Genomic DNA, 20,714 nt, shown 5'->3' with positions numbered 1-20,714 from the left:
TCGCCTTCGCCTTCGCCTTCGCCTTCGCCTTCGCCTTCGCCTTCGCCTTCGCCTTCGCCTTCGCCTTCGCCTTCGCCTTCGCCTTCGCCTTCGCCTTCGCCTGCGTCAGCGCGGCGGGCGTGACCCTGCGGATCGACAGGTGCTTCGCGATGCCCGGACACCAGGGTGCCCAACAGAGCACCAGGACCTGGAGGTTGGAAAACGCTCACTGCCGACGCTGTCTGGCTGGCCCGGTTTCTCGCCGGTCTGATCCCTGACCGTGATCACCGAGTGGATCGCGGATGCGCCCGGGTGGGTCCTTCTGACTCTCGGCCTCGGCGTGATCCGTTCAGCGGGGCAGTCGTGGTGCCGCACCCCTTGCCCCCTCTCCAGGTGACCCGGCGGCAGGAGGTCGGGGACGCCCGATGAAATTCGCTCACAGTATCCTGAACATCTCGTGGAATAGCGACTAATTGGCTGAGTCGTGGTAATTCTGGCCTCTCAAATCCGGTAGGATTGGCCTGCGTTGGAATGGTCACTCGAGAGTGCTTGTCGTTTTGACCTCAGGGCGAGGAGGAGAGAGTGCCGGAGAGGAATATCGAGTTCGGGAAATACGGGGCCCGCGGTATCAAGGGACATGAGGCGGTGGCCCGCCGGCTCGATGCGCTCGCCGGCTTCATCTCCACCCCGATCACCCAGCCGCGCGGCCTGCTCGCCCGATTGCACTACCTCACCCGCACCGACCACGCCCGCCAGGCCGCCCGTGATGCCGGCCTCACCGTCACCGACCGCACCCTCAGGGCCTGGCTCGACGGCAAGCAGAGCCCGTCCAGGAAGAACCTGCACCACCTCGAGACCGCGTACCGTACGGTGCGCCGCCACAACGTGGCCCGCTATCTCCTTGCCCGCCTCAACCGGGACGGCCGCGGCACCCGTGTTGAATTCCACCCGCTCAACCAGAGCCAGGTCCCCAGGCCTCGCCAGCGCGAGATCGGGTACCGCAGTCTCAACGTCCGCCACTGGGAGAACATCGTGGAGGCCTGGGCTGCAAACGACGATGAAGCCCTCGACGAGGCCTGGATCAACGACGCCGCAGTGGACCTCGGCAGCCAGTGGGGCGAGTACGAATACGTCACCTCCGTGGGCTTCGCCGCGTAAACCCCCGGCCCATGTTCCGCCCCCGCCGCTCTGCCCGATCGCCCCGGGCGGCCACAGCGTCCGCATCGGCTCCACTCAGGCGAGCCAGCCCGATCACGCGCCGGTCGCGCACCGAACTCGTACTGCCCCGGCGCACGATCTTCTGCAGCCGCTGCCCCTCCTGGTCGGTCAGCGTGCCCACGCGGACAGGCTCAGCCGGCGCTTCCAGCAATCGGATCGGACGCCACCCCCACATCCAGCCGCCACGACCATCAACGCGGCGAACGTACGCGATCATGGCGCTGGCCCTGGACCGAGACGGTGCACGCACTGCAGCGCCATTTCGAAGCAGTGGGACGCCCCGCGGGTCCTGGGCATCGATGAGGACGGCTGCGAGGCCATCAGCCCCGGTGCTCCTTTCCCCTCCCGGTCCGGTCCCGGGCAAGCGCCGTGCTGGGGACGGCCTGTCACCCGCCTGCAACGGTCCAGTTGTGCCACGTCCCGCTGTAGAAACAGTTCTGGTAGTAGTGAGGGCTACTGTTCACGCGGACGGTGACGCAACGCTCGACTCCGTCCCAGAACGTGTAACCGGACATGTTGTCAGCCCGTCCGCCTCCCGGCATCTCCTTCCACCCGCCGGCGTTCTTCCAGACGTGCCAGATATGGCGGTTCGGCGCGACGACGAAGACCTCGTCCACACTGCCATTCCCCGTCCAGTCGGCCGACAGCACCGTGGTCCCGCACTTGTAGGACCCGGTGTAGTGCCACTTCTTGATGGTGCAACTCGACGCCTGGGCACTGCCTGCCGATGCGACGATCCCGCCCAGACAGAGCGTCGCCGCTACCGCCCCGGCCGTCGCCTTCCTCATGATCTTCACTCGATGACCCCCAGTTCTCGCCCTGCCGGGAGCATCGCAGTCAGTATGGTCAGCGTCGTCAAACGAGTGGCCTACTTCGAGAGTCAACTCCTGCGGTAGCTGACAGCGGACTCAACCCCTCGGCGCAGGCGAGACGGAGGGTCCGGCCCCCGTTCCTGATCGGTGCGCTGACCGTTGTTTCGGCCTGGGATGAGACCCCCACCGCACCTCGGCGCCCTCGCTGCTGCGGTCCGCTGCATGCGTGCGATGTCGACCCGGGCACCCGCTCTCGGGACGACTGGCCAAAGCAGCCCTCACCCCGGACCTGACCGCCTCACTCTGAGACAGAAAGACGCTCAGTGCCAAGCGCGGCGTGAAGCCTGGGACAGGCACCGAGCTCCAGACCGGGCCGACGGGCCAAACCTGCTGCCGCTGCCGCTGCCGCTGCCGGTCGTCCGAGGCCCCTGCCCGGCGGGCGTGCGCTAGGTTGCCCGCCATGACTGAGCTCGGACCCGTCGCCTGGCCACCTGCCCCCATCAGGACCGAACGGCTGATGCTCCGCGAGCCCGAGGCCCGGGACCGTACGGCGTTCATCGAGCTGTTCGCCTCGCCCGAGGTGGGCACTTACATCGGTGGCCCGCGACCCCGTCACGAACTCGAGCATGCGGTGCCCGAGGTGCCCGGGCGGCGCCCCGGCCTTTTCGTGGTCGATCTCCACGGAACAATGATCGGCATGATCACGCTCGTCCGGCGCGACGCAGAGCGCCCGGGGCAGGTCCGTCCGGATGCCGCAGAGGCCGAGCTCGGCTACATGTTCCTTCCGAAGGCGTGGGGATACGGATACGCCGCCGAGGCATGCACAGCAGCACTCGACTGGCTCGCCGCCGCACTTCCCGGCGAGCCAGTGGTCCTCTGCACCCAGACCGCCAACGACCGCTCGATGCGCCTCGCAGCGAAGTTGGGGTTCACCGAGGTGGAACAGTTCGAGGAGTACGGCGCCCAGCAGTGGTTCGGGATGCGGCCCCCAGCCACACCGCCCCACTGAACGCGCCCCCGACAGCATGACGCACCCACGAGACCACCGATCCGCCGTCGCCCGGAACAGCGCTCGACCTCGCCGCGCGCTGATCAACCAGGCTGGAAACACCCCCTGCCACCAGCATCGTCCTGCCGGCGCAGCGCAGGCACTCAGGCTTGAGCTCGGGGGAGCAGGGGCGGGCTCACCCTCGAGGAGCAGGAGAATCAGGAACGGGTGCGTCTCGACAAACCGCCGACGCGTATACCGCCCGTAGCACGGGCGGCAGCTGCTGCTGCCGCTCTGTTGGCCATACCACCGTGCGCGCTTGTGTCATCGCCTCGATGGCCAAGCCGGTCACTTGTTGAGGTTGGTGGCGAAGTAGTCGGGGGCCGGGCGGGCCCGGCGGGGGTATCCGGCAGGGACTGGAAGACCGCCGGGTCCTGGGTGCCGTCGGCGCCGCAGCGGACCTGGCGGGCGGGTTCAGCGAAGCTCCGCCATCCTGAAGTGGCTGGTCAGCGGGGCGGCGTGACCTCGTTTCGGGGTGCTCGTGTTGGTAGTGGGCGGCAGTCTGTGTCGTAGATCGTCCGGCGGGGTGGTTTTGCCGATGAGTTCAGCGTCCTCGAACGGTCTACCCAGCGACACGACCGTTCTCGACAGGAGTGCCATGTCCACCATCCAGCCAGTGATCGTGACTGCCGACCAGGACGTTCTGCTCGGCTTCTATACGAAATTGTTCGGCGCTGAGGAGATCTTCCGAGTACCGGCGGAAGGCCCGGTCTTCTACCTCGGCTTGCGTATCGGCGACACCGACCTCGGGCTGGTGGCCAAGGCGAACCCGGGTGCTGGGGCGGCTTCGCGGATCCTGCTCAGCATCGGTGTCGACGACGTCGACGAGACGCTCGGCCGGGTGGAGGCGCTGGGCGGCTCGGTCCGCGGCGGCCCCAACGACATGCCGTGGGGACAGCGCGTCGCCCACATCCAGGATCCCGACGGCAACCCGGTGAACCTCACTCAGCCGATCCCGGCTCGGTGATGCTGTTCGGGGGCATGTGCTGGTGGGCCGAAGACCGCGTCAACAGCCCCAGCCACCGGAATTCATTCTCTGCGCAGCGGCCTTCAGGCCGGTGGTGATGCGAGTCAGATAGGAGCGACGCGGAGCGTCGCGAGAGCGGGTCCCGGCGGAGCCGGGCGGTACTCACGCCGGCCGGTTCTGCGCTTCGATGGACTGCCTCACCACGGAGAGCGGGGCGTCGCAGCCGGCCGGCACTCTTGTCCGTCGCCACGCCCAGCCCGTCCTCACGGCCGGTTCGCGATGAGGCAAACTCTCCCCGCCGTGGTGACATGCACTGCCGTGAGCACCCGCCACCTTGACGTCGCCGGTCAAAGGGCTGGTGTGACCGTCTGTCGGGGGGTGCTCGCGCTGGTCGTGGGCCGGAGTCTGCGGAGTAGATCATCTGGCGGAGCGTCCTGGGGCGGATCAAGCGTAGGGACAAGTGATGAGCGTTAGAGGTGGCGATCAGGCAGGGTGTACGGATGCCTGAACCGTTCTTGCCCGGAGGTTTCGTCAATGCGGTCGTTCGTGTCGGGGACACGGTGCGCCGTCCAGCTTCGGCGAAGTTCGTGGGTGATCTGCTGAGGTTGCTTGAAGCCAGTGGCTGGGGTGGTGCTCCGCGGTATCTCGGTGTGGACGACGAGGGCCGTGAAGTCCTCAGTCACCTCGATGGCCACGTGGCATGGGAGCCGCGACAACCTGCTGCTGTGTCATCGGACGAGAGTTTGGTGACGGTCGCCCGGCTCGTGCGTGAGTTCCATGACCTGACGGCCGGCACCCCGCTGGCCGGAGATCAAGAGGTCGTGTGTCACAACGACTTGTCGCCCAAGAACACGGTCTATCAGCTGTGCGGTGGCGAGCTTCGGCCAGTGGCATTCATCGACTGGGACCTTGCGGCACCGGGCGCGCGGATCCACGACATCGCTCATGTCTGCTGGCAGTACCTTGGTCTGGGCCCTTCGGTCACCGACGTCGAGAAGGCAGCCCGACGGATGAGGCTGATCGTTGACAGCTACGAGTTGCCCGACAGGCAACGTCTCGTGTCCACAATCTTGTGGTGGCAGGACCGGTGCTGGCGGGGCATCGCGACCCAGGCCGATGCGGGTGACCTCGCCATGGCCCGGCTCCGTGATGCCGGGGCGGTGAAGCAAGTTCAGTCGGCCTATGAGTGGGTTTCCGATCATCGAGATGCATTGGAACGCTCAGTGCAGTGAGCGCGTGGGTAACGGCCGCGCTCCGTTCGCCGGTTCCTGCCCATGGCGGTCGGACGGCCTCCTGCCATCCGACGCATGCTGGATCCCGAACTGCTGGAACGGATCACTCGCGGCGCGTGGAACTGGACGAACTCGAAGAACAGCCGGCCAAGCAGCTGGCGGAGGTGCGGGCCGAGCGGGACGAACTCGCCGTCGCCGAACGGGTCTTTGAGCGGGTGAGCGAGCAGCTCGCCGAGGAACGAGAGTCGGCAGGCCTTGGACTGGGCAGGTGGGCGGCCGTGCGGTGATGCTGATTCCGCACCGTACGCCGGACGTTGAGGAGACCATGCTTCCGCCCGGACACCCCGCCATGTGCCTGTCCGCCGTGCTGCGCGCCGGGGCTGTTGCGTCTACCAGGTCAGTCTCGGCTCCCGCATCGGCCGCGCCCGGCGGCGGAAGGCTCCGGTGGAGTCCCTGATGCCGCTGCGCCTGGCCCGCTACGGTGTCCCCCTGGCAGAGACGGCCTCGGCCGGTCCGGCTGCCGCCGGCATTGATGAGCCGCCGATCCAGTTCACCTTCGGGCGGGCCGAGGGCGTGGCGCAGCGGCAGAGCTCGGATTTCGAGGCCGCCGTCGTTGAGCAGGAGCAGGGACCGGTGGAGGTGGGCGGCGCCAAGCCCGCGCCGTTGGGGGAGACGCGAGCCGCTCACTTGGGGCAGACGCATGGACTTGGAGACGATGAGGCCAGCGCCCCGATACCTGGTCGACGCTCACCAGGACTGGGTGGCCGCCTTCGGATCCGAGCCCACGAGCGCGCGGTTCGCTCCTCGGCTCCAGGACCACTACGGCATCAACGCGGCCAGGCCTTGACGCGGGAGCCGGACCAGGGACGCTTCGACGGTGGGAAGACCAGTACCACCCTCGCGCCCCCGCAGGTGATCCGGGACGCGGGAGGATGGAGGGCATGACGACGACACCCCCTGGAGCCGGACTGGGCGCGATGATCCGCACGTGGCGCAACCGGCTGCCCCCGTCGGCCGCCGGGCTGCCGGTCGTCCGCAAGCGCCGGGCGATCGGGCTGCGGCGCGAGGAACTGGCCGACCTGGCCGGAGTGTCGGTCGACTACGTCGTACGCCTGGAGCAGGGGCGGGCCACGACACCCTCGGCGTCGGTGGTGGCGTCCCTGGCGCGCGCCCTCCAGCTGTCCACCGCCGAGCGGGACCACCTCTACCGACTGGCCCGGATCGTGCCGCCGGCGGACGGCACGATCTGCGACCATCTCCCGCCCGGCATGCAACGAGTGCTCGTCCGCCTCGGCGACGTACCGGTTGCCGTGTTCGCTGCGGACTGGCAACTGGTGTGGTGGAACCATGGGTGGGCCGCCCTGCTGGGCGACCCCTTGGTCTCGCCGCCGCGGATGCGCAACTTCGCTCGCGACAGGTTCCCGGTGGACGTCGATCACACCTCCCTCGCGCTGTGGCCGGTCACCGACGCGGACCCCGACATCACCGACGCCGCCCTCGTCTCCGACCTCCGGCGCGCCACCGGCCGCTTCCCCCGGGACAGGCGCCTGGCCGCGCTGGTCCGCGACCTGAACGCAGGCAACGAGAGGTTCGCCGAGCTGTGGGCGACGGGAGAGGTGGCCGCGAACCGCGAGGTCCACAAGACGGTTGACCACCCGGCGGTGGGCCCGGTCACGGTGGACTGCGATGTTCTGACCGACGGCGACACCGAGCTCAAGATTGTCATCATGACCGCCGCGCCGGGCAGTGAGGACGAGACCAAACTCCGCATGTACCTGGACGGGCAGGATGTCCCCGACCCGTACGACGGCGCCGGCGACGCCTTCGCCGAGGTCGTCGAGGTCGCCGCGCTCGTCGAAGCTGGAGGCGACCGGCACCTCTGGACTCCCGGCAGAAGTCAGCCGGATGCGGCGGAGAGGATCACGTCCACCAGCCTTTCGGCCGCGTCCGGCCGACCGTATGCACGGGCCCGATCGGCCATCGCGGCCCGCCGCGACGGATCGGCCAGCAGCGGCTCCAGGGCCCCGGCCAGTGCCTGCCCGGTGACCTCGTCGAGCAGCGCCACCGCGGCGCCCGCCTCGTGCAGGTGCCGGGCGTTGTACATCTGCTCGTTGCCCGCCGACGTGGCCAGCGGGATGAACACGGCGGCCTTGCCCAGCGCGGTCAGCTCGGCGAGCGTGCCCGCCCCGCTGCGCGAGATCACGACGTCCGCGAGCGCCAGGACGTCGGGCAGCTCCCCGCCGACGAACCCGGTCAGGTGATACCGGCCCGCCAACTCCGCCGGAAGCAGCGCCGTCTGCCGGCGCAGGATCTCGACATGGGCGGGCCCGCACTGATGGATGACGTTCGCATACCTCAGCAGCCACGGCAGCACCTCGGCCACGACCTCGTTGATCTGCTGAGAGCCCTGCGCACCGCCGGTGACGTACACCGTGGGCCGCCGGCCGTCGAACCCGCTCAGGCCCAGTGCCTCGATCGCCTTCTCCCCGTGCCCGGACAGCACTTGAGGCCGTACCGGATTCCCGGTGACCACGGCGATCTCGCGGGAGGACTCGGGCAGCAGCGCCAGCGTCGACTCCGAGGACACCGCGATCCGTGTCGCCGATCCGGCGAGCTTGCGGTTGGCCAGCCCCAGCCGCACTGTCTGCTCGTGCAGTACCAGTGGTCGCCGGCACATGCGTGCCGCGAGCCCGGCCGGAACGGCCACATAGCCGCCGGTCGCCAGCACCACGTCCGGCCGGAAGTCCGAGATCACCTTGCGGGCCTGCGCCACGCCCAGCGGCACCCGGGCCATGTCCCGCACGTTGGCGGCCGACAGCATCTTCAGAGGGTTCGCCGACCGCCGGATCTTGCCCGTGGCGACCGTCGTGAACGCGATCCCCTCGGCAGGAGCGACCCGTGCCTCCAAGCCGGTCTCGGTACCGATCCACAGCACCTCAAGTGCCCGGCCGGACGCCGCCAGCCGGTCCTGCAGCGCGCGAACGGCCGTCAGGGCGGGGTAGGTGTGTCCCCCGGTCCCGCCGCCCGTCACAACCAACTTGAAGACACCAGAGGTCGCGGAGTCATGAGCACTGTTCACCAAGAGGGGTCCCATCTGGCCCGTACGGACGTCGCCCGTACCGTAGCGGACCGTGAGAGGCGTCACCGCCGGCTGGTACGGCCGGCAGCGGCGCGAACCGGGGGCGAGGCCGGCGGCGACCGCCGTGCCTGCGAGGGGCCGACGCGCTTGCAGAGATCAGTAGCACCGAACGCCGACGAAACGAGGGAGCGATCCGGGCAGCCATGGACCGTCTCCGTCGCGGGGAACTCCCGCCCGGCGGCCGATGCGACCTCAAGACGCTGGCCGCGGAGACCGGGATCAACCGCGCCGGGTTCCATCCCCTCCGGGAACCCATCGCCCGCCAAACGCAACGCTCGAGAACCTGACCGAGTTCAAGATCCTCGCGCTGTCCCGCATCGCCGCGCCCAGCACGAGGAGATCACCCGGCCGCGCAGCCCTCACCCCGCCACCGGTACGCCATCCGCGGCCGCCTCACGGCCGTTTCCGGCGGCGGTCAGACCACCGCGGCCGTGCCCCGTACAGCCCCATGAAGCCGTGGCGAGCTGCTGGCGCTGGTGCTCTCGCGCTTGGCAGTCAGGATGGCTGGACTTGGTCGATGAGGGCGAGGGCTTGAGTGGGGTCCGGGCTCACGAGGCGTTCCAGACCGGCTGTCGTGATTTTCGCCCATCTGCCGGCCCGTGCCCACATCTGTTCCTCGAAGGCGCGGACGGCCTCGTCCAGATCTTCAGGACCGGGAGCGGCGGCGATGGACTCGGCGAGTTCGGCGCCTTCCAGCATCGCGAGGTTCGCGCCCGCCCCCAACGTCGGCACCGGACTTCAGCGGATGATCGAGGTCAGCACGTCCACACCCAGATGCATGAGGCGGTCGGTGTCCAACCGGTGGTAGATCTGTCGGCCGTCCCTGCGGGAGGTCAGCAGGCCCACCTCGCGCAGCCGTCCGAGGTGGCGCGAGACCTGGGGCAGGGTCATCCCCGTCCGTACGGCCAGGTCGGATGTGGTGATCGGTTCGTTCACCAGGTGCCGGCAGAGCGACAGTCGCGCGGGGTCGGACAGGATCGCCAGTCTGAGCCGTACCTGAGCCAGCGTGGCCCGTTCCACTTGAGCCGTGTTCTCGACGGGGAAGTGCACGACGAGCGGGTAGGGCGGGTCGTCCTTGACGATCAGATGCGGTCGGGAGTGCGCGGACGGTACGAGCAGGCAGCGACGGCCGCGCAGGTCGGCCCGCAGCGACTGCAGCTTGTCGTACACGACGGCCGACGGGTTGTTGCGGACGACGGCGTTCGGGCTGAGCGAGGCCAGCGCCTCGGGGAGCGGCAGCGCCTGGACCCGGGCCCGCAGGCGGGTGCACTCGCTCTCCAGCCGGTGCTGTACCCGCGCCCATTCGGCGTCGAAGAACTCGGTGGCACAGCGCCGCAGCAGCTCCAGCAGTCCCGTCCGCATCCGCTCCGGGGCCTGGAGCAGGCTGCGGGCCAACTCGCCGCGGCTGAAGGAGCGCCGTTCGCTGGAGACCGTGTAGGCGTCGCGGACCGCCTCGTCGGTGAGCAGGTCGCGGGTGTCGAAGACGCCGCCGTGCACACTCGGCGCGACGCCCAGCACGAAGTCGTCCAGGGGGAGCGCCTCCAGACGGTCGAGTTCCTGTTCCAGCGTCCGTCCCAGGGGCGGTTCCAGCGGCATCAGCAGACGGCAGCGCCGCCGGGTCCACAGGGGCGCGTAGACCGCGATCAGGCTCTGGGACTCGGGAGACAGGTCGGTGCGTACGCGTTCCAGCCACGGGCGTACGTCGAGGTGGTGCTCGGGCTCGGCGATCGAGTGGAGGCATGCCATCAGCTCGGCCAGCGGTGAGACACCGACGGCCACGTCCGCCGGAACCGCGCCCTGCAAGGTGATGACCACGGCCATGCGGCGCAGCGTACAGCGGATGATTGCCGCGTGTGCGGTAAGCGTCGCCGCCGACGTCGGCCGGCCGACCTAGGCTGCGTCCAATTCCCGCCGCTCAGAGCAGTCGTCGATTCCGCTCCGAGCAGTCCGAGCAGCGAGAGGCTCCGGCCGATGCACCTGTTTCTGCAGACGTTCTTCAACCCCGACGAACTACTCAAGGCGTTCCCCGTCCTGCTGACCGAGGGCCTGCGCAACACCCTGCTGATCGCCGGGCTGGCGATCGTCTTCGGTGTCGTGCTCGGCGTGCTGCTCGCGATGCTGCTGCTGTCGCACCGCCGGTGGGTGCGGCTCCCCGCAAGGATCTACGTCGACGTGTTCCGGGGTCTGCCCGCGATCGTGACCGTCAGCCTGGTCGGCCTGGGCCTGCCGTCGGCGGGGATCCGGCCGTTCGGCCGGGATCCGCTCGGGTACGCGGTCCTCGCCATCGGTCTCATATCGGCGGCCTACCTGGCGGAGATCTTCCGGTCCGGCATCCAGGCCGTTCCGGCCGGGCAGCTCAGCGCGGCCCGCAGCCTGGGCATGTCCTATCTGACCGCGATGCGGGTGATCGTCGTCCCGCAGGGTGTACGGAACGTGCTGCCCGCGCTGGCCGGCCAGTTCATCATCGACATCAAGGAGAGCGCGCTGGTGTATCTGCTCGGGCTCGGCCTCGGGCAGCGCGAGCTCTACTTCATCGCGCAGGAGCGGCAGGCGGCGACGTACAACTCCTCCGCGCTCGTGGCCGCCGGTGCCTGCTATCTGATGCTCACGATCCCGCTCACCTTCTTGGTCAACCGGCTCGACCTGCGCCTGCGCACCGGCGGGCGGAAGACGAACAAACCCGCGGCCACCCCGGCCGTGGGCATGCCCGCCCCGTCCGTGATGGAGGTCTGAGCCATGGCCAAGACGCTGTCCGAGAAGCACTCCGCCGCCGACCAGGCGGGGCCGGTCACTGCGGCGGCGGTCGCCGTGCGCGACCTGCACAAGCGCTATGGCGAGGTGGAGGTCCTGCGTGGTGTGGATCTCGATGTCGCAGCGGGCGAGACCGTGTGTGTCATCGGCCGGTCCGGTTCGGGCAAGTCCACGCTCCTCAAGTGCATGAACCTGCTGGAGCCGCCGACGGCGGGCGAGATCCGCCTGGGCGGCGACCTGATCACCGGTCCCGGTGTGGACGTCGACGCGGTCCGCACCCGGGTGGGCATGGTCTTCCAGCACTTCAACCTGTTCCCGCACCTGAGCGTCCTGCACAACGTGACCGTGGCCCTCCGCAAGGTCCGCGGGATGGGCAGGGAGGCGGCCGAGGCCGCCGCCATGACCCAGCTGGAGCGGCTCGGCCTCGCGGGCCTGGCCCACTCCCGGCCGAGTCGGCTCTCGGGCGGTCAGCAGCAGCGGGTGGCGATCGCCCGCGCACTGGCGATGGAGCCCGAGGTCATGCTGTTCGACGAGGCCACCTCCGCGCTGGACCCCGAACTCGTCAAGGACGTGCTCGACGTCATGCGGCTGCTCGCCACGTCCGGCATGACGATGATCGCCGTCACCCACGAGATCGGCTTCGCCCGTGAGGTCGCGGACCGAGTGATCTTCATGGACGAGGGCCGCATCGCCGAGTCGGGCCCCGCCCGCCAGACCCTGGAAGACCCCGCGACGGCCCGCCTGCGCGAGTTCCTCGCCCGCGTCCTCTGAAGCGCCGCTTCTCCGAGCCCGCCCCTCCGTACCACCCCCGGTATCGCCCACCCCTCCCCAAGGAGACCCTTCCATGTCCATATCGTCCCGTAATGTTCTTGATCGTCGCAGACTGCTCGCCCTCGCCGCCCTCTCCGGTCTCGTGCTCCCGCTCGCCGGCTGCGGGGGCAGCGGCAGCGCGGATACCGGCAAGGCGTCGAACCCGTACGGTCTGATCGAGGCCGGCACCATCAGATCCGCCACCCAGACCGGCCAGCCCCCCTTCGCCTACGCCGAGGACTCGGGCAAGCCCGCCGGTTTCATCGTCGACGTGACCGACGAGGCCGCGAAGCGTCTCGGACTCAAGGTCGACTACAAGTCGACGTCCGTCACCGGATCGCTGGCCGGCCTGACCGCCGGTCAGTACGACCTGGCCTCCTCCGGGCTCGGGGTCACCGCCGAGCGGCAGAAGAGCGTCGACTTCACCAAGCCGCTGTTCTGGAGCACCGTGGCCGTCCTGACGACCTCGAAGAGCAAGATCTCCACCTTCGACGGCTTCAACGGCAAGCGCGTGGGCGTGGTGACCGGATCCTCGCAGGAGGCTCAACTGCCCACGCGGATACCCAAGGCGCAGCCGGTCCGCTTCCAGGCCCAGAACGCGGCCGTGAGCCAGCTGCTCAACGGCAGTATCGACGCCTTCCTGGTCGGGGGTCCGGATGCCACGGAGTTCATGAAGCAGTACAAGGGCCTGCGCCAGGCGGTGTCCGCGCCGGTGGACCACCCGACCTCGATGGCGGTGCCCAAGAACCACACCGCTTTCCTCAAGGCCCTCGACAAGGAGATCGGCGCCATGGTCGCGGACGGCACCTACGCCAAGCTGTACCGCAAGTACTTCACCACCCAGCCGCAGCCCGAACTCCTCGCCGCATGGCCCGCGTTGAAGTCCCAGTTCCCCGGAGCCAAGTGATGCCCGCAAGCGACGACGAGTGGCAGCGGGTGCCGCTGCCCGGCGGGCGGGCGTGCTGGCGGCGGGTGCTGCGGACGACGGTGCGGGACGGCGTGGTGCTCGTCGCGGACGTCTACGCCGACCGGCCCGACCCGGGACCGGGACCGGTCATCCTGGAGCGCACGCCGTACGGCCGCCGGGCCGCGCGCACGTCCGACGGCGCTCTCGGCGGCGAGAACCCGCCGGCGCCCGAGACCGTGGCCGAGGTGTTCACCCGGGGCGGGTACCGGGTTGTACGACAGGACTGCCGCGGCCGGGGCGACTCCGAGGGCACCTTCGTGAAGTACCTGAACGAGGCGACCGACGGCTACGACACCGTCGAGTGGATCGCCGAACAGCCCTGGTGCGACGGCCGGGTCGCGACCATGGGCGTCTCCTACTCCGCGCACGCCCAGGCCGCCCTCGCCTCCCTGGGCGCACCGCACCTGGCCGCGATGTTCCTCGACTCCGGCGGCTTCGCCAGCGCCTACGAGGCAGGCACCCGGATGGGCGGGGCGTTCGAACTCAAGCAGGCCACCTGGGCGTTCCACCGGGCCAAGGTGAGCGAGACGGTGCGCACCGATCCGGTCCTGCGCGCCTCGCTGGAGTCGGAGGACCTGAGCGCCTGGTTCACCCGCATGCCGTGGCGGCGCGGGGCGAGCCCGCTCCGCTTCGTCCCGGAGTACGAGGACTACCTCCTCGAACAGTGGGAGAACGGCGCCTTCGGCCCGTACTGGCAGCAGCCGGGCATCTACGCCCGTGGCTTCTACGACGACTTCCCGGACGTGCCGAGCCTGCACATGTCCAGCTGGTACGACCCCTACGTCCGCACCGCCACCGAGAACTTCCGCGAGCTCGGCCGGAAGAAGCACAGCCCGGCCTACCTGGTGCTCGGCCCGTGGACCCACGGCGGGCGCAGCCGCAGCTTCGCCGGCGACGTCGACTTCGGCCCGCAGGCCCGCCTGGACGGCAGCCTCGCCGAGCACTACGCCGTGATGCGGCTGAGCTGGTTCGACGCGCACCTCGGCCCGGACGGCATGGCGGAACCGCCGCCCCTCGTGCGGTACTTCCTCATGGGCGGCGGCTCCGGCCGACGCACCGCCGAGGGGCGGCTCGACCACGGCGGCCGCTGGCACACAGCAAGCTCCTGGCCGCCCGAGGAGAGCGCGAACCTCACCCTCGTCCTCGGCAGCGCGGGAACCCTTGCGACGGCTGCCGACACATGCGACGCCCAAGGCTCCTTCCTGGAATACGACTTCGACCCCCGCGACCCGGTGCCGACCCTCGGCGGCCAGGTCACCTCCGGTGAACCGGTGATGAGCGGCGGCGCCTTCCACCAGCACCCCGACGACCGGTTCTTCGGCGTGACCGAGCCGCACCTGCCCCTCGACAGCAGACCCGACGTGCTGGTCTTCCAGACCCCGCCACTCACCGAGGACCTGGCGGTCGCCGGACCGGTCAGTGTGCACCTCACCGTGTCGTCCACCGCCCGCGACACCGACTTCACGGTCAAGCTCATCGACGTCCACCCGCCGAGCGAGGACTATCCGCAGGGTTTCGCGATGAACCTCACCGACGGCATCCTGCGCTGCCGCTACCGCAACTCCTTCAGCGATCCGGAACTGATGATGCCTGGGGAGACGTACGAGATCACGGTGGAGGCGCCGGACACGGCGAACCTGTTCCTGGCCGGCCACCGGCTGCGCCTCGACGTCAGCTCCAGCAACTTCCCCCGCTTCGACGTCAATTCCAACACCGGAGGCCCGGAAGTGGGCGAGCGGCGCAAGGCCGTCGCCACCAACCGCGTCCACACGGGCGGCCGTTCCTGGCTGACCCTGTCCGTGCTCCGCCCGAAGCCCGAAGGACGCCCCGCATGACCGACGGAAAGCTGTCACCCTCCTGGCGCCAGGCCAATGTGCGCGACGGCTTCACCCTGGCCGCCGTCGGCGACTTGGTCGTGGACGACGCGCTCGCCGCGCTCCTGGAAGCCCGCTCGCCCCGCTTGCTGGAACTGCTGCGGTCGGCGGACGTGACCTTCGGCAACTTCGAGAGCACGGCCGTCGACCTGACGGAGTTCGACGGCTGGCCCGAAGCCGAGTCCGGCGGATCGTGGCTGATCAGCACCTCGCGGGTGCCCGCGGATCTCCGCCGGATCGGATTCGACCTGATGGCCAGGGCCAACAACCACACCACCGACTGGGGCGTGGCCGGCATGCGGTCCACCGACCGGCTGCTCACCGAGGCGGGCATCGTCCACGCCGGTACCGGCGACACCCTCGCCGACGCGCGTTCACCACGCTTCCTCACCACCCCCGCCGGCCGTGTCTCCCTGGTCTCCGTCGCCTCCCGCTTCGAGCCCATGTCCCGCGCCGCCGACCCCCTCGGCCGGGTCCCCGGCCGCCCCGGCGTCAACGCCCTGCGCACCACCCGTCATGTGCTCGTCCCGACCCAGCGCCTGCGCGAACTCACCCTGATCCGCGACGCGTTGCCACCCGGCTCGGTCCGCGCCTCCGTCCTCGAAGCCGACCGCAGAGACGGCACCGTCACCCTCTTCGGCACCCGGTACGCCGCGAAACCCGGTCCCGAGCCCCACACCGACGCCGTGGAGTTCCGCTTCTCCGTGCACGCGTCGGACCGCCACCAGGTGCTGCACACCGTCCGACAGGCCAAACAGACCTCCGACTTCACCATCGCCACGATGCACACCCACGAGCCGGGCAACTACAGCCAGGAGCCCCCCGACTTCCTACCGCCCATCGCCCGCGAGGCGATCGACAACGGCGCCGACGCGTTCCTCGGCCACGGCCCCCACCAGCTCCGCGGCATCGAGGTGTACCGGGGCCGCCCGATCTTCTACTCCCTCGGCAACTTCGTCTTCATGGAGAACACCCAGCAGCCACTGACCCAGGGCGCCTACGACAAGGACGGCAGCCGCGAGCACGAGACCGAGGCCGAGTTCCTGGAACGCAAACGGGTCCACGGTGTCTTCGGCGAGCAGATCTGGTACGAGTCCGTGGTCGCGGTCAGCCGCTTCGATGGCGACGGCGCCCTCCGGGCCGTGGAACTGCATCCCATCGAACTGCACTGGGACGGCCCGCGCGATGCCGACCGCGGTATCCCCCGACTCGCCGACCCACCCACCGCGGAGCGCATCCTGCGACGCCTGCAACGACTCTCCGAACCGTTCGGCACGGAGATCGCCATCCGGGAAGGCGTCGGCCACCTCAGCCTCTGATCCGCCGATGTGCGGGCGCGACCGACGGCAGGCCGGCGAGAGTCACACAGCCTGGGTACGACCCGAACGCGGAGGTCTTCTCGTACAGGTCCAGAACGCGCTGGGCTTTGGCGCGGAAGTCGGGGTCGGTGATGAAGATCCAGGAGCGGTGCCGCCAGGGTTTGAATGCGTCCTCGGCGAGCCGGCGGCGCACGGGGGAGGCGGAGATGGCGCCAGTGATGCCACGCGTGGTGACTTCGGTGGCCGACCCCGGACACGACCAGCGCGCCGGCGGCACCGGTGCGCGTATCCGCAGCCGGTGCTCGGTCTTGTGGCCGTAGGCCCTCTTCTCCAGCCGCTCGCGTTCGGCGGCGCGCAGAGATATTGGGTGGGCGGCGGCAACAGGCAAGAGCCGGCAGGCCGATCGGGAGAAGTGGATCAGCAGGCCAACCCCTGACCTGACCCACCCATCTGCGGTTAGATACCGAGACCGCCCACGACGTGCGTCTCCTGACGGGTGAACTCGCCTGTCAGCAGCGGCATGACCTTGCTGATGGCAGCCTTCGCCTCGGGCAACTGCAACGAGGCATCGTGATGCTCCTTGCTCACCCACACCTCGCTCACCCACACGGTGTCTTCGTCGGTGGCCGATTCGGTCACGACATAGAGATCACATCCCGCTTTGCGTAGACCGTCCGCGCCGGCGACCAGTACTGCGACCACCTCTGCTCGGTGACCGGGTTTGACTTTCATCGAACCGATGTAGCCGTAGCGCATGACTCTCCTCTTGATCACTAATCCGCACAGCCGCGCCTCAATGTCCCCGGAGCCAACCCTCTCCGCTGAATTATGCGGAACGCAGGTCATGGATGACGACGCCACACAGCAGGCCACGAGGCCCGTGCTGATGGCCCATCGGGCCGCACGCGACGAGGGCGACCATCAATTCTGCATGAAATATGAGACGCATGTTCCGTCATCCATTCACGCCCGGGATGAATGCATACCGATTTCTCCTATATATTAAAACGCGCATCGCATCAGCAGGAAGCCGCTTGCCAGTCGACAAGGAAATCATCTTTTCGAGGCGTCTGTGCGGAGTCTTCCCATTTCTCTTTGGGATGACGTGTGAGCCCTGCTCGGCGTTTTGAAGAACTGTTGCCTCGGCAGGCGTGGATGCTGCCACCATGAGCGTTTCGAAGCTCGCTGTTTATGCGAGAACCGTCGCAGCTGTGTCTGTGCTGGGTGTGCTGGCCGCGCCCAATTCCGCACATGCTGTCGCCACCCCGGTGGTGCCACCGCCCGTCAGCGGCCCGAACAGTGTGAGCAGCAGTCCTCACGACAAAACCGTGTACAACGGCCGCAGCCCCGTACGCGGACTCAAGAGGGCCCCTGCAGGCGTCTTCCTCATCGACGCGACCGCGTCCGCCGGCAGCACCGGCGGTGGTGAGCCCGGCCTCGCGGTTAATCCGGCCAACCCCAACCAGGTGGCCATCACCAGATTCGGTGGCAGCACCTGGAACGCCCCCGCGAGTCTGCTGTACTCCACGAACGGAGGGCAGAACTGGGCGGACGAGGCGAGTGTCCCGCCGCCTCCGGGCGTGCCGGGCACAGCCGGGTGCCCCTGCGACCAGACCATCGACTACGGGCGCGACGGCAGGCTCTACGGGACCTTCCTGACCTTCACCCCTGGGACCCCGCCGTTGACACAGGTGGTGACGGGTTCGACCACCAATCCGGCCCAGGCTTCCTCCTGGCACTGGAACGGCAACCCCGCCCAGCTCACGAGCGGGAACCGCACCCAGGCCGACCAGCCGTGGCTGCTGATCAACCGCGACCCGAACACGGCGTCCCAGGACAACGCCTATGTCGCCTATGACGACTTCGGCGCCGCTCCGGACGCCCGCGTCGCCGTCTCCTACGGCGCCGACCCGGTCAACATCACCGCCGACCACAAGGCGGGCACCGAATTCCCCCTCGTGACCAACCCCGGCCTGCGGCTGGCGACCGACCACCGCAACGGCACGGTCTATGCCCTGTACCAGCAGTCGACAGGGAACATCGTCGCCCAGCCCAAGACCGTCACCTACAAGCTCAACCGCTCGACGGACGGCGGGGCCACCTGGTCGCTCAACGGCAGCGCCGACGGCCTCACCGTGGACACCGTCCCCAGCGACCAGGCCCCCGGGTACAAGTTCGCCACCAACAACGCCCTGCTCGGCGGCGTCGACCACGCTGCCGTCGACCCCTCGAACGGCGACGTCTACGTCGCGTACGGACAGGATGCGGGCGGGAACAACCAGATCAAGATCCGCCGGCTCACGCCCAACGGCTCGGGCGGCCTCACCGCCGGACCGGCCACCAACGTGTCGACCTCGACCAACGCCGCGCTTCCCTCGGTCGCTGTGCTGGCCGACGGCACGGTCGGCGTCCTGTACGACACCTACGACGGAACGACGGTAGGCGGCTTCCCCATCGTCTCGGCCCACCTCGCCCGCAGCACGGACCACGGTGCGACGTTCAGCGACGTGGTGCTTCAGACCTTCCAGACGCCTCAGAACAACGGAGACCCGAGGCAGCGCGTGCTCGGCGACTTCCACCAGCTCAAGGCCGTCGGCAACACGTTCCACGGTGTCTTCGCCGGTAACCTCAGCGGCGTCCCGGCCACCAATCCGCCGATCCACGCGCTCTACTTCAGAGCCGCGGACAAGAACCCTGCTGCGACAACCCTTTCCTCCTCGGTGAATCCCTCGCGCTACGGGCAGGCGGTGACCTTCACCGATACCGTCTGCCCCGCCGACCCGAGCATCAGCACGGCGACACCGACCGGGACGGTGACCTTCCGAGATGGCAACAACGTACTCGGCACGGGGACATTGTCACCAGGAGGTGGCACGTACTGCAGCCGGACGCACATCACCACACCGAGTCTGGCAGTAGGACCGCACACCATCACCGCCTCCTACTCCGGCGACGACAACTACCTCGCCGGCCCCCTCGAGCGCCTCGCTCAGAGAGTGAACAAGAGCGGCGTCACAACAGGGCTGGTCTCCTCGGCCAATCCCTCGATCTACGGGCACTCCGTGACCTTCACGGACACCGTCTGCCCCACCCATCCGACGGCGGCACCGACCGGAACGGTGACGTTCAAGGACGGCAAGAACGTACTCGGCACAAGGACACTGTCACCGGGTGGAGGCACGCACTGCAGCCGAACAAAGATCAGCACGTCGCGGCTGCAAGCGGCACGGCACACCATCACCGCCTTCTACTCCGGTGACGGCAACTACCTTGCCGGCCCCCTCGAGCGCCTCACCCAGAACGTGAAGTGCCCCGAGCACCACTCACGCGGTTCCCGCTCGTGGGGCGGGTCCTGCCGGAAGAAGTAGGTCCGGTTTCTTCGAACGGGTCCTGCCCAGCGCAGGAGCCGTGCCCGACCGCCGCCTCGTCAGAGGCGGCGGTCTGCCGTCCGACGGGCGACGGACCGGCACGGCCTGTGGGACTGACCGCCGAGGATATGTGGAGCTGGTTCTTTGAAGTCCCGGGCGTCCCGGTGCCCGCCGACGAGATGAGGGAACAGACCGACACCGCCGTCAGGCCGCGCTGCTGTGGCGCCGCGAGGTGCAGACGTCGAAGCTGCCCGTCGCCTTCGCGTCCCCAGCCGCCGCGAACACGATCGCGTTCATCCACTACTGGTAGGAGGCAGCCCCGTTGCACTCGAGAAGCTTCTAGAGGCGATCGTCCCCGAAGACATCCAAGCGTTCATCCGAGCGATCACCACACCGGAGGACTATGTCCTGACCCGCGAGTTGTTTGCCGAACGGAACATCGACAACGTCAAGTTCCGTACCAAGAGCGGCAAGCGGTGCGTCAACGCGGCGAAGTTCCGCGCGTGGGAGGCAGCGCCGACGCTCGCCGAGCGGCGTGCCGAGCAGGTCATCACGGCTCAATAGCCAGGCGTGTTCCGCTGATTGCACGATTCCGGCTTGTCTGTCTTCCGCTGCCCGATCGGGTACGGTCCGTGACCGAGATGGCTGCAAGAGCCGTGGCGCGGAGCGACCAGGGGCTGGCCTCCACCGTTTTCAACCAGACGGCACTCATCGCCTCCGACCTCGGCCTTCCGGATCTCGCCCGAGCGATGTGCCACCGTCACGCTGTGGCCTCCCTCAATGCTTGCCCGCTCCCAGCCATGGGCGCTATCCACGCGCTGGAGCCCCTGGTCAACCTCGCCCGCCTGCAGATCCGCGCCCGCCGAACCGACGAGGGACCTTCGAGGGCATCACCGTGTCGGCCGACCTCACTTGCACCGAGGACGACCAACGTGAGGTACGAGCATGGCTATGGCGCGTCGTCCTGGCCGACAGCACACGCAGCCTCACCACCACAGGGCGATGGTCCGAGGCGTTGGCCCACATCGAACAACACTGGGGCGTGGGCGCCAGGATGCTGGATGGTCGCCAAGTCGCCGTCATCGCGGCTCTCACCTCTGGCCAGACCAGCCACGCTCACGAAGCTCCTGGTCTCAGTGGGCGTTAAGTCCGATCTTCCTCGGTTCGTGATCGCTCGATCGAGGTACTGATCGCCGGGCAGGCCATCCGCTGGGCATGTGCATGCTGAGA

Annotated in this window: 17 protein-coding genes and 4 pseudogenes; 15 read left to right on the top strand and 6 right to left on the bottom strand. The window is 68.8% G+C overall.

Going from position 1 to position 20,714, the window contains the following annotated elements:
* Window positions 1–561 precede the first annotated feature (561 nt).
* Window positions 562–1,137, top strand: a complete 576-nt coding sequence (locus ACWC09_RS39800) for a transcriptional regulator (protein ID WP_450855936.1) — start codon at window positions 562–564, stop codon at window positions 1,135–1,137.
* 446 nt (window positions 1,138–1,583) lie between these two features.
* Here ACWC09_RS39800 and ACWC09_RS39795 read toward each other — a convergent pair whose 3' ends face one another.
* Complete coding sequence (locus ACWC09_RS39795) at window positions 1,584–1,985, bottom strand: hypothetical protein (RefSeq protein WP_450855935.1); 402 nt, start codon at window positions 1,983–1,985, stop codon at window positions 1,584–1,586.
* 484 nt (window positions 1,986–2,469) lie between these two features.
* Between ACWC09_RS39795 and ACWC09_RS39790 the strand changes: the two genes are divergently transcribed.
* From ACWC09_RS39790 to ACWC09_RS39765, 6 genes and pseudogenes are all read left to right on the top strand, one after another.
* Entirely contained in the window at window positions 2,470–3,018 is a 549-nt protein-coding gene (locus ACWC09_RS39790) for a GNAT family N-acetyltransferase (RefSeq protein WP_450855934.1), read from the top strand.
* A 637-nt stretch (window positions 3,019–3,655) separates the two neighbouring features.
* Complete coding sequence (locus tag ACWC09_RS39785) at window positions 3,656–4,024, top strand: VOC family protein (RefSeq protein WP_450855933.1); 369 nt, start codon at window positions 3,656–3,658, stop codon at window positions 4,022–4,024.
* A gap of 500 nt (window positions 4,025–4,524) precedes the next feature.
* Window positions 4,525–5,256 (top strand): phosphotransferase, encoded by a 732-nt coding sequence (locus ACWC09_RS39780; protein WP_450855932.1) that lies wholly within the window; start codon window positions 4,525–4,527, stop codon window positions 5,254–5,256.
* A gap of 116 nt (window positions 5,257–5,372) precedes the next feature.
* Complete coding sequence (locus tag ACWC09_RS39775) at window positions 5,373–5,543, top strand: hypothetical protein (RefSeq protein ID WP_450855931.1); 171 nt, start codon at window positions 5,373–5,375, stop codon at window positions 5,541–5,543.
* Between the two features lie 100 nt (window positions 5,544–5,643).
* Window positions 5,644–5,797: pseudogene (locus ACWC09_RS39770) on the top strand (DUF2637 domain-containing protein); the annotation flags it as partial.
* Between the two features lie 391 nt (window positions 5,798–6,188).
* A pseudogene (locus ACWC09_RS39765) lies at window positions 6,189–6,965 on the top strand (helix-turn-helix transcriptional regulator); the annotation flags it as partial.
* A 188-nt stretch (window positions 6,966–7,153) separates the two neighbouring features.
* On the opposite strand, the gene ACWC09_RS39760 reads toward ACWC09_RS39765, so the two are convergent.
* The 3 genes and pseudogenes from ACWC09_RS39760 to ACWC09_RS39750 form a co-directional block, all read right to left on the bottom strand.
* On the bottom strand, window positions 7,154–8,350 hold the full coding sequence (locus tag ACWC09_RS39760) for a UDP-N-acetylglucosamine--N-acetylmuramyl-(pentapeptide) pyrophosphoryl-undecaprenol N-acetylglucosamine transferase (protein WP_450855966.1): 1,197 nt from the start codon (window positions 8,348–8,350) through the stop codon (window positions 7,154–7,156).
* 540 nt (window positions 8,351–8,890) lie between these two features.
* Window positions 8,891–9,127, bottom strand: a pseudogene (locus tag ACWC09_RS39755) (FAD-dependent monooxygenase); the annotation flags it as partial.
* 6 nt (window positions 9,128–9,133) lie between these two features.
* Entirely contained in the window at window positions 9,134–10,216 is a 1,083-nt protein-coding gene (locus tag ACWC09_RS39750; protein ID WP_450855930.1) for a DUF5937 family protein, read from the bottom strand.
* 150 nt (window positions 10,217–10,366) lie between these two features.
* Here ACWC09_RS39750 and ACWC09_RS39745 point away from each other — a divergent pair, with 150 nt between their 5' ends.
* From ACWC09_RS39745 to ACWC09_RS39725, 5 genes are all read left to right on the top strand, one after another.
* A complete protein-coding gene (locus ACWC09_RS39745) occupies window positions 10,367–11,128 on the top strand; it encodes an amino acid ABC transporter permease (RefSeq protein ID WP_450855929.1) in 762 nt (253 codons plus the stop codon).
* A 3-nt stretch (window positions 11,129–11,131) separates the two neighbouring features.
* Window positions 11,132–11,917: an amino acid ABC transporter ATP-binding protein gene (locus ACWC09_RS39740; protein ID WP_450855928.1), complete on the top strand. Its 786-nt coding sequence runs from the start codon at window positions 11,132–11,134 to the stop codon at window positions 11,915–11,917.
* 73 nt (window positions 11,918–11,990) lie between these two features.
* Window positions 11,991–12,863, top strand: coding sequence for a substrate-binding periplasmic protein (locus tag ACWC09_RS39735; RefSeq protein WP_450855927.1), 873 nt, complete (start codon window positions 11,991–11,993; stop codon window positions 12,861–12,863).
* Entirely contained in the window at window positions 12,863–14,758 is a 1,896-nt protein-coding gene (locus ACWC09_RS39730; protein WP_450855926.1) for a CocE/NonD family hydrolase, read from the top strand. Before ACWC09_RS39735 ends, ACWC09_RS39730 begins: the two co-directional genes overlap by 1 nt.
* Window positions 14,755–16,116, top strand: a complete 1,362-nt coding sequence (locus ACWC09_RS39725; protein ID WP_450855925.1) for a CapA family protein — start codon at window positions 14,755–14,757, stop codon at window positions 16,114–16,116. Before ACWC09_RS39730 ends, ACWC09_RS39725 begins: the two co-directional genes overlap by 4 nt.
* On the opposite strand, the gene ACWC09_RS39720 is transcribed toward ACWC09_RS39725, so the two are convergent.
* The gene (locus tag ACWC09_RS39720) at window positions 16,106–16,504 is read right to left on the bottom strand and encodes a hypothetical protein (protein WP_450855924.1); all 399 of its coding nucleotides are present in this window, start codon (window positions 16,502–16,504) and stop codon (window positions 16,106–16,108) included. The genes ACWC09_RS39725 and ACWC09_RS39720 overlap by 11 nt on opposite strands.
* Window positions 16,505–16,572: 68 nt before the next feature.
* On the bottom strand, window positions 16,573–16,872 hold the full coding sequence (locus ACWC09_RS39715) for a putative quinol monooxygenase (protein ID WP_450855923.1): 300 nt from the start codon (window positions 16,870–16,872) through the stop codon (window positions 16,573–16,575).
* A 455-nt stretch (window positions 16,873–17,327) separates the two neighbouring features.
* Here ACWC09_RS39715 and ACWC09_RS39710 point away from each other — a divergent pair, with 455 nt between their 5' ends.
* From ACWC09_RS39710 to ACWC09_RS39700, 3 genes and pseudogenes are all read left to right on the top strand, one after another.
* Entirely contained in the window at window positions 17,328–19,484 is a 2,157-nt protein-coding gene (locus tag ACWC09_RS39710; protein WP_450855922.1) for an Ig-like domain-containing protein, read from the top strand.
* A 420-nt stretch (window positions 19,485–19,904) separates the two neighbouring features.
* Window positions 19,905–20,048: a hypothetical protein gene (locus ACWC09_RS39705; RefSeq protein ID WP_450855921.1), complete on the top strand. Its 144-nt coding sequence runs from the start codon at window positions 19,905–19,907 to the stop codon at window positions 20,046–20,048.
* A 77-nt stretch (window positions 20,049–20,125) separates the two neighbouring features.
* Window positions 20,126–20,601: pseudogene (locus tag ACWC09_RS39700) on the top strand (hypothetical protein); the annotation flags it as partial.
* Between the last annotated feature and the right edge of the window lie 113 nt (window positions 20,602–20,714).

It is taken from the genome of Streptomyces sp. NPDC001617 (genome assembly GCF_053596855.1).
The sequence above is the reverse complement of the archived record's forward strand: the minus strand, read 5'-3'. Positions and strand labels throughout refer to the sequence as shown.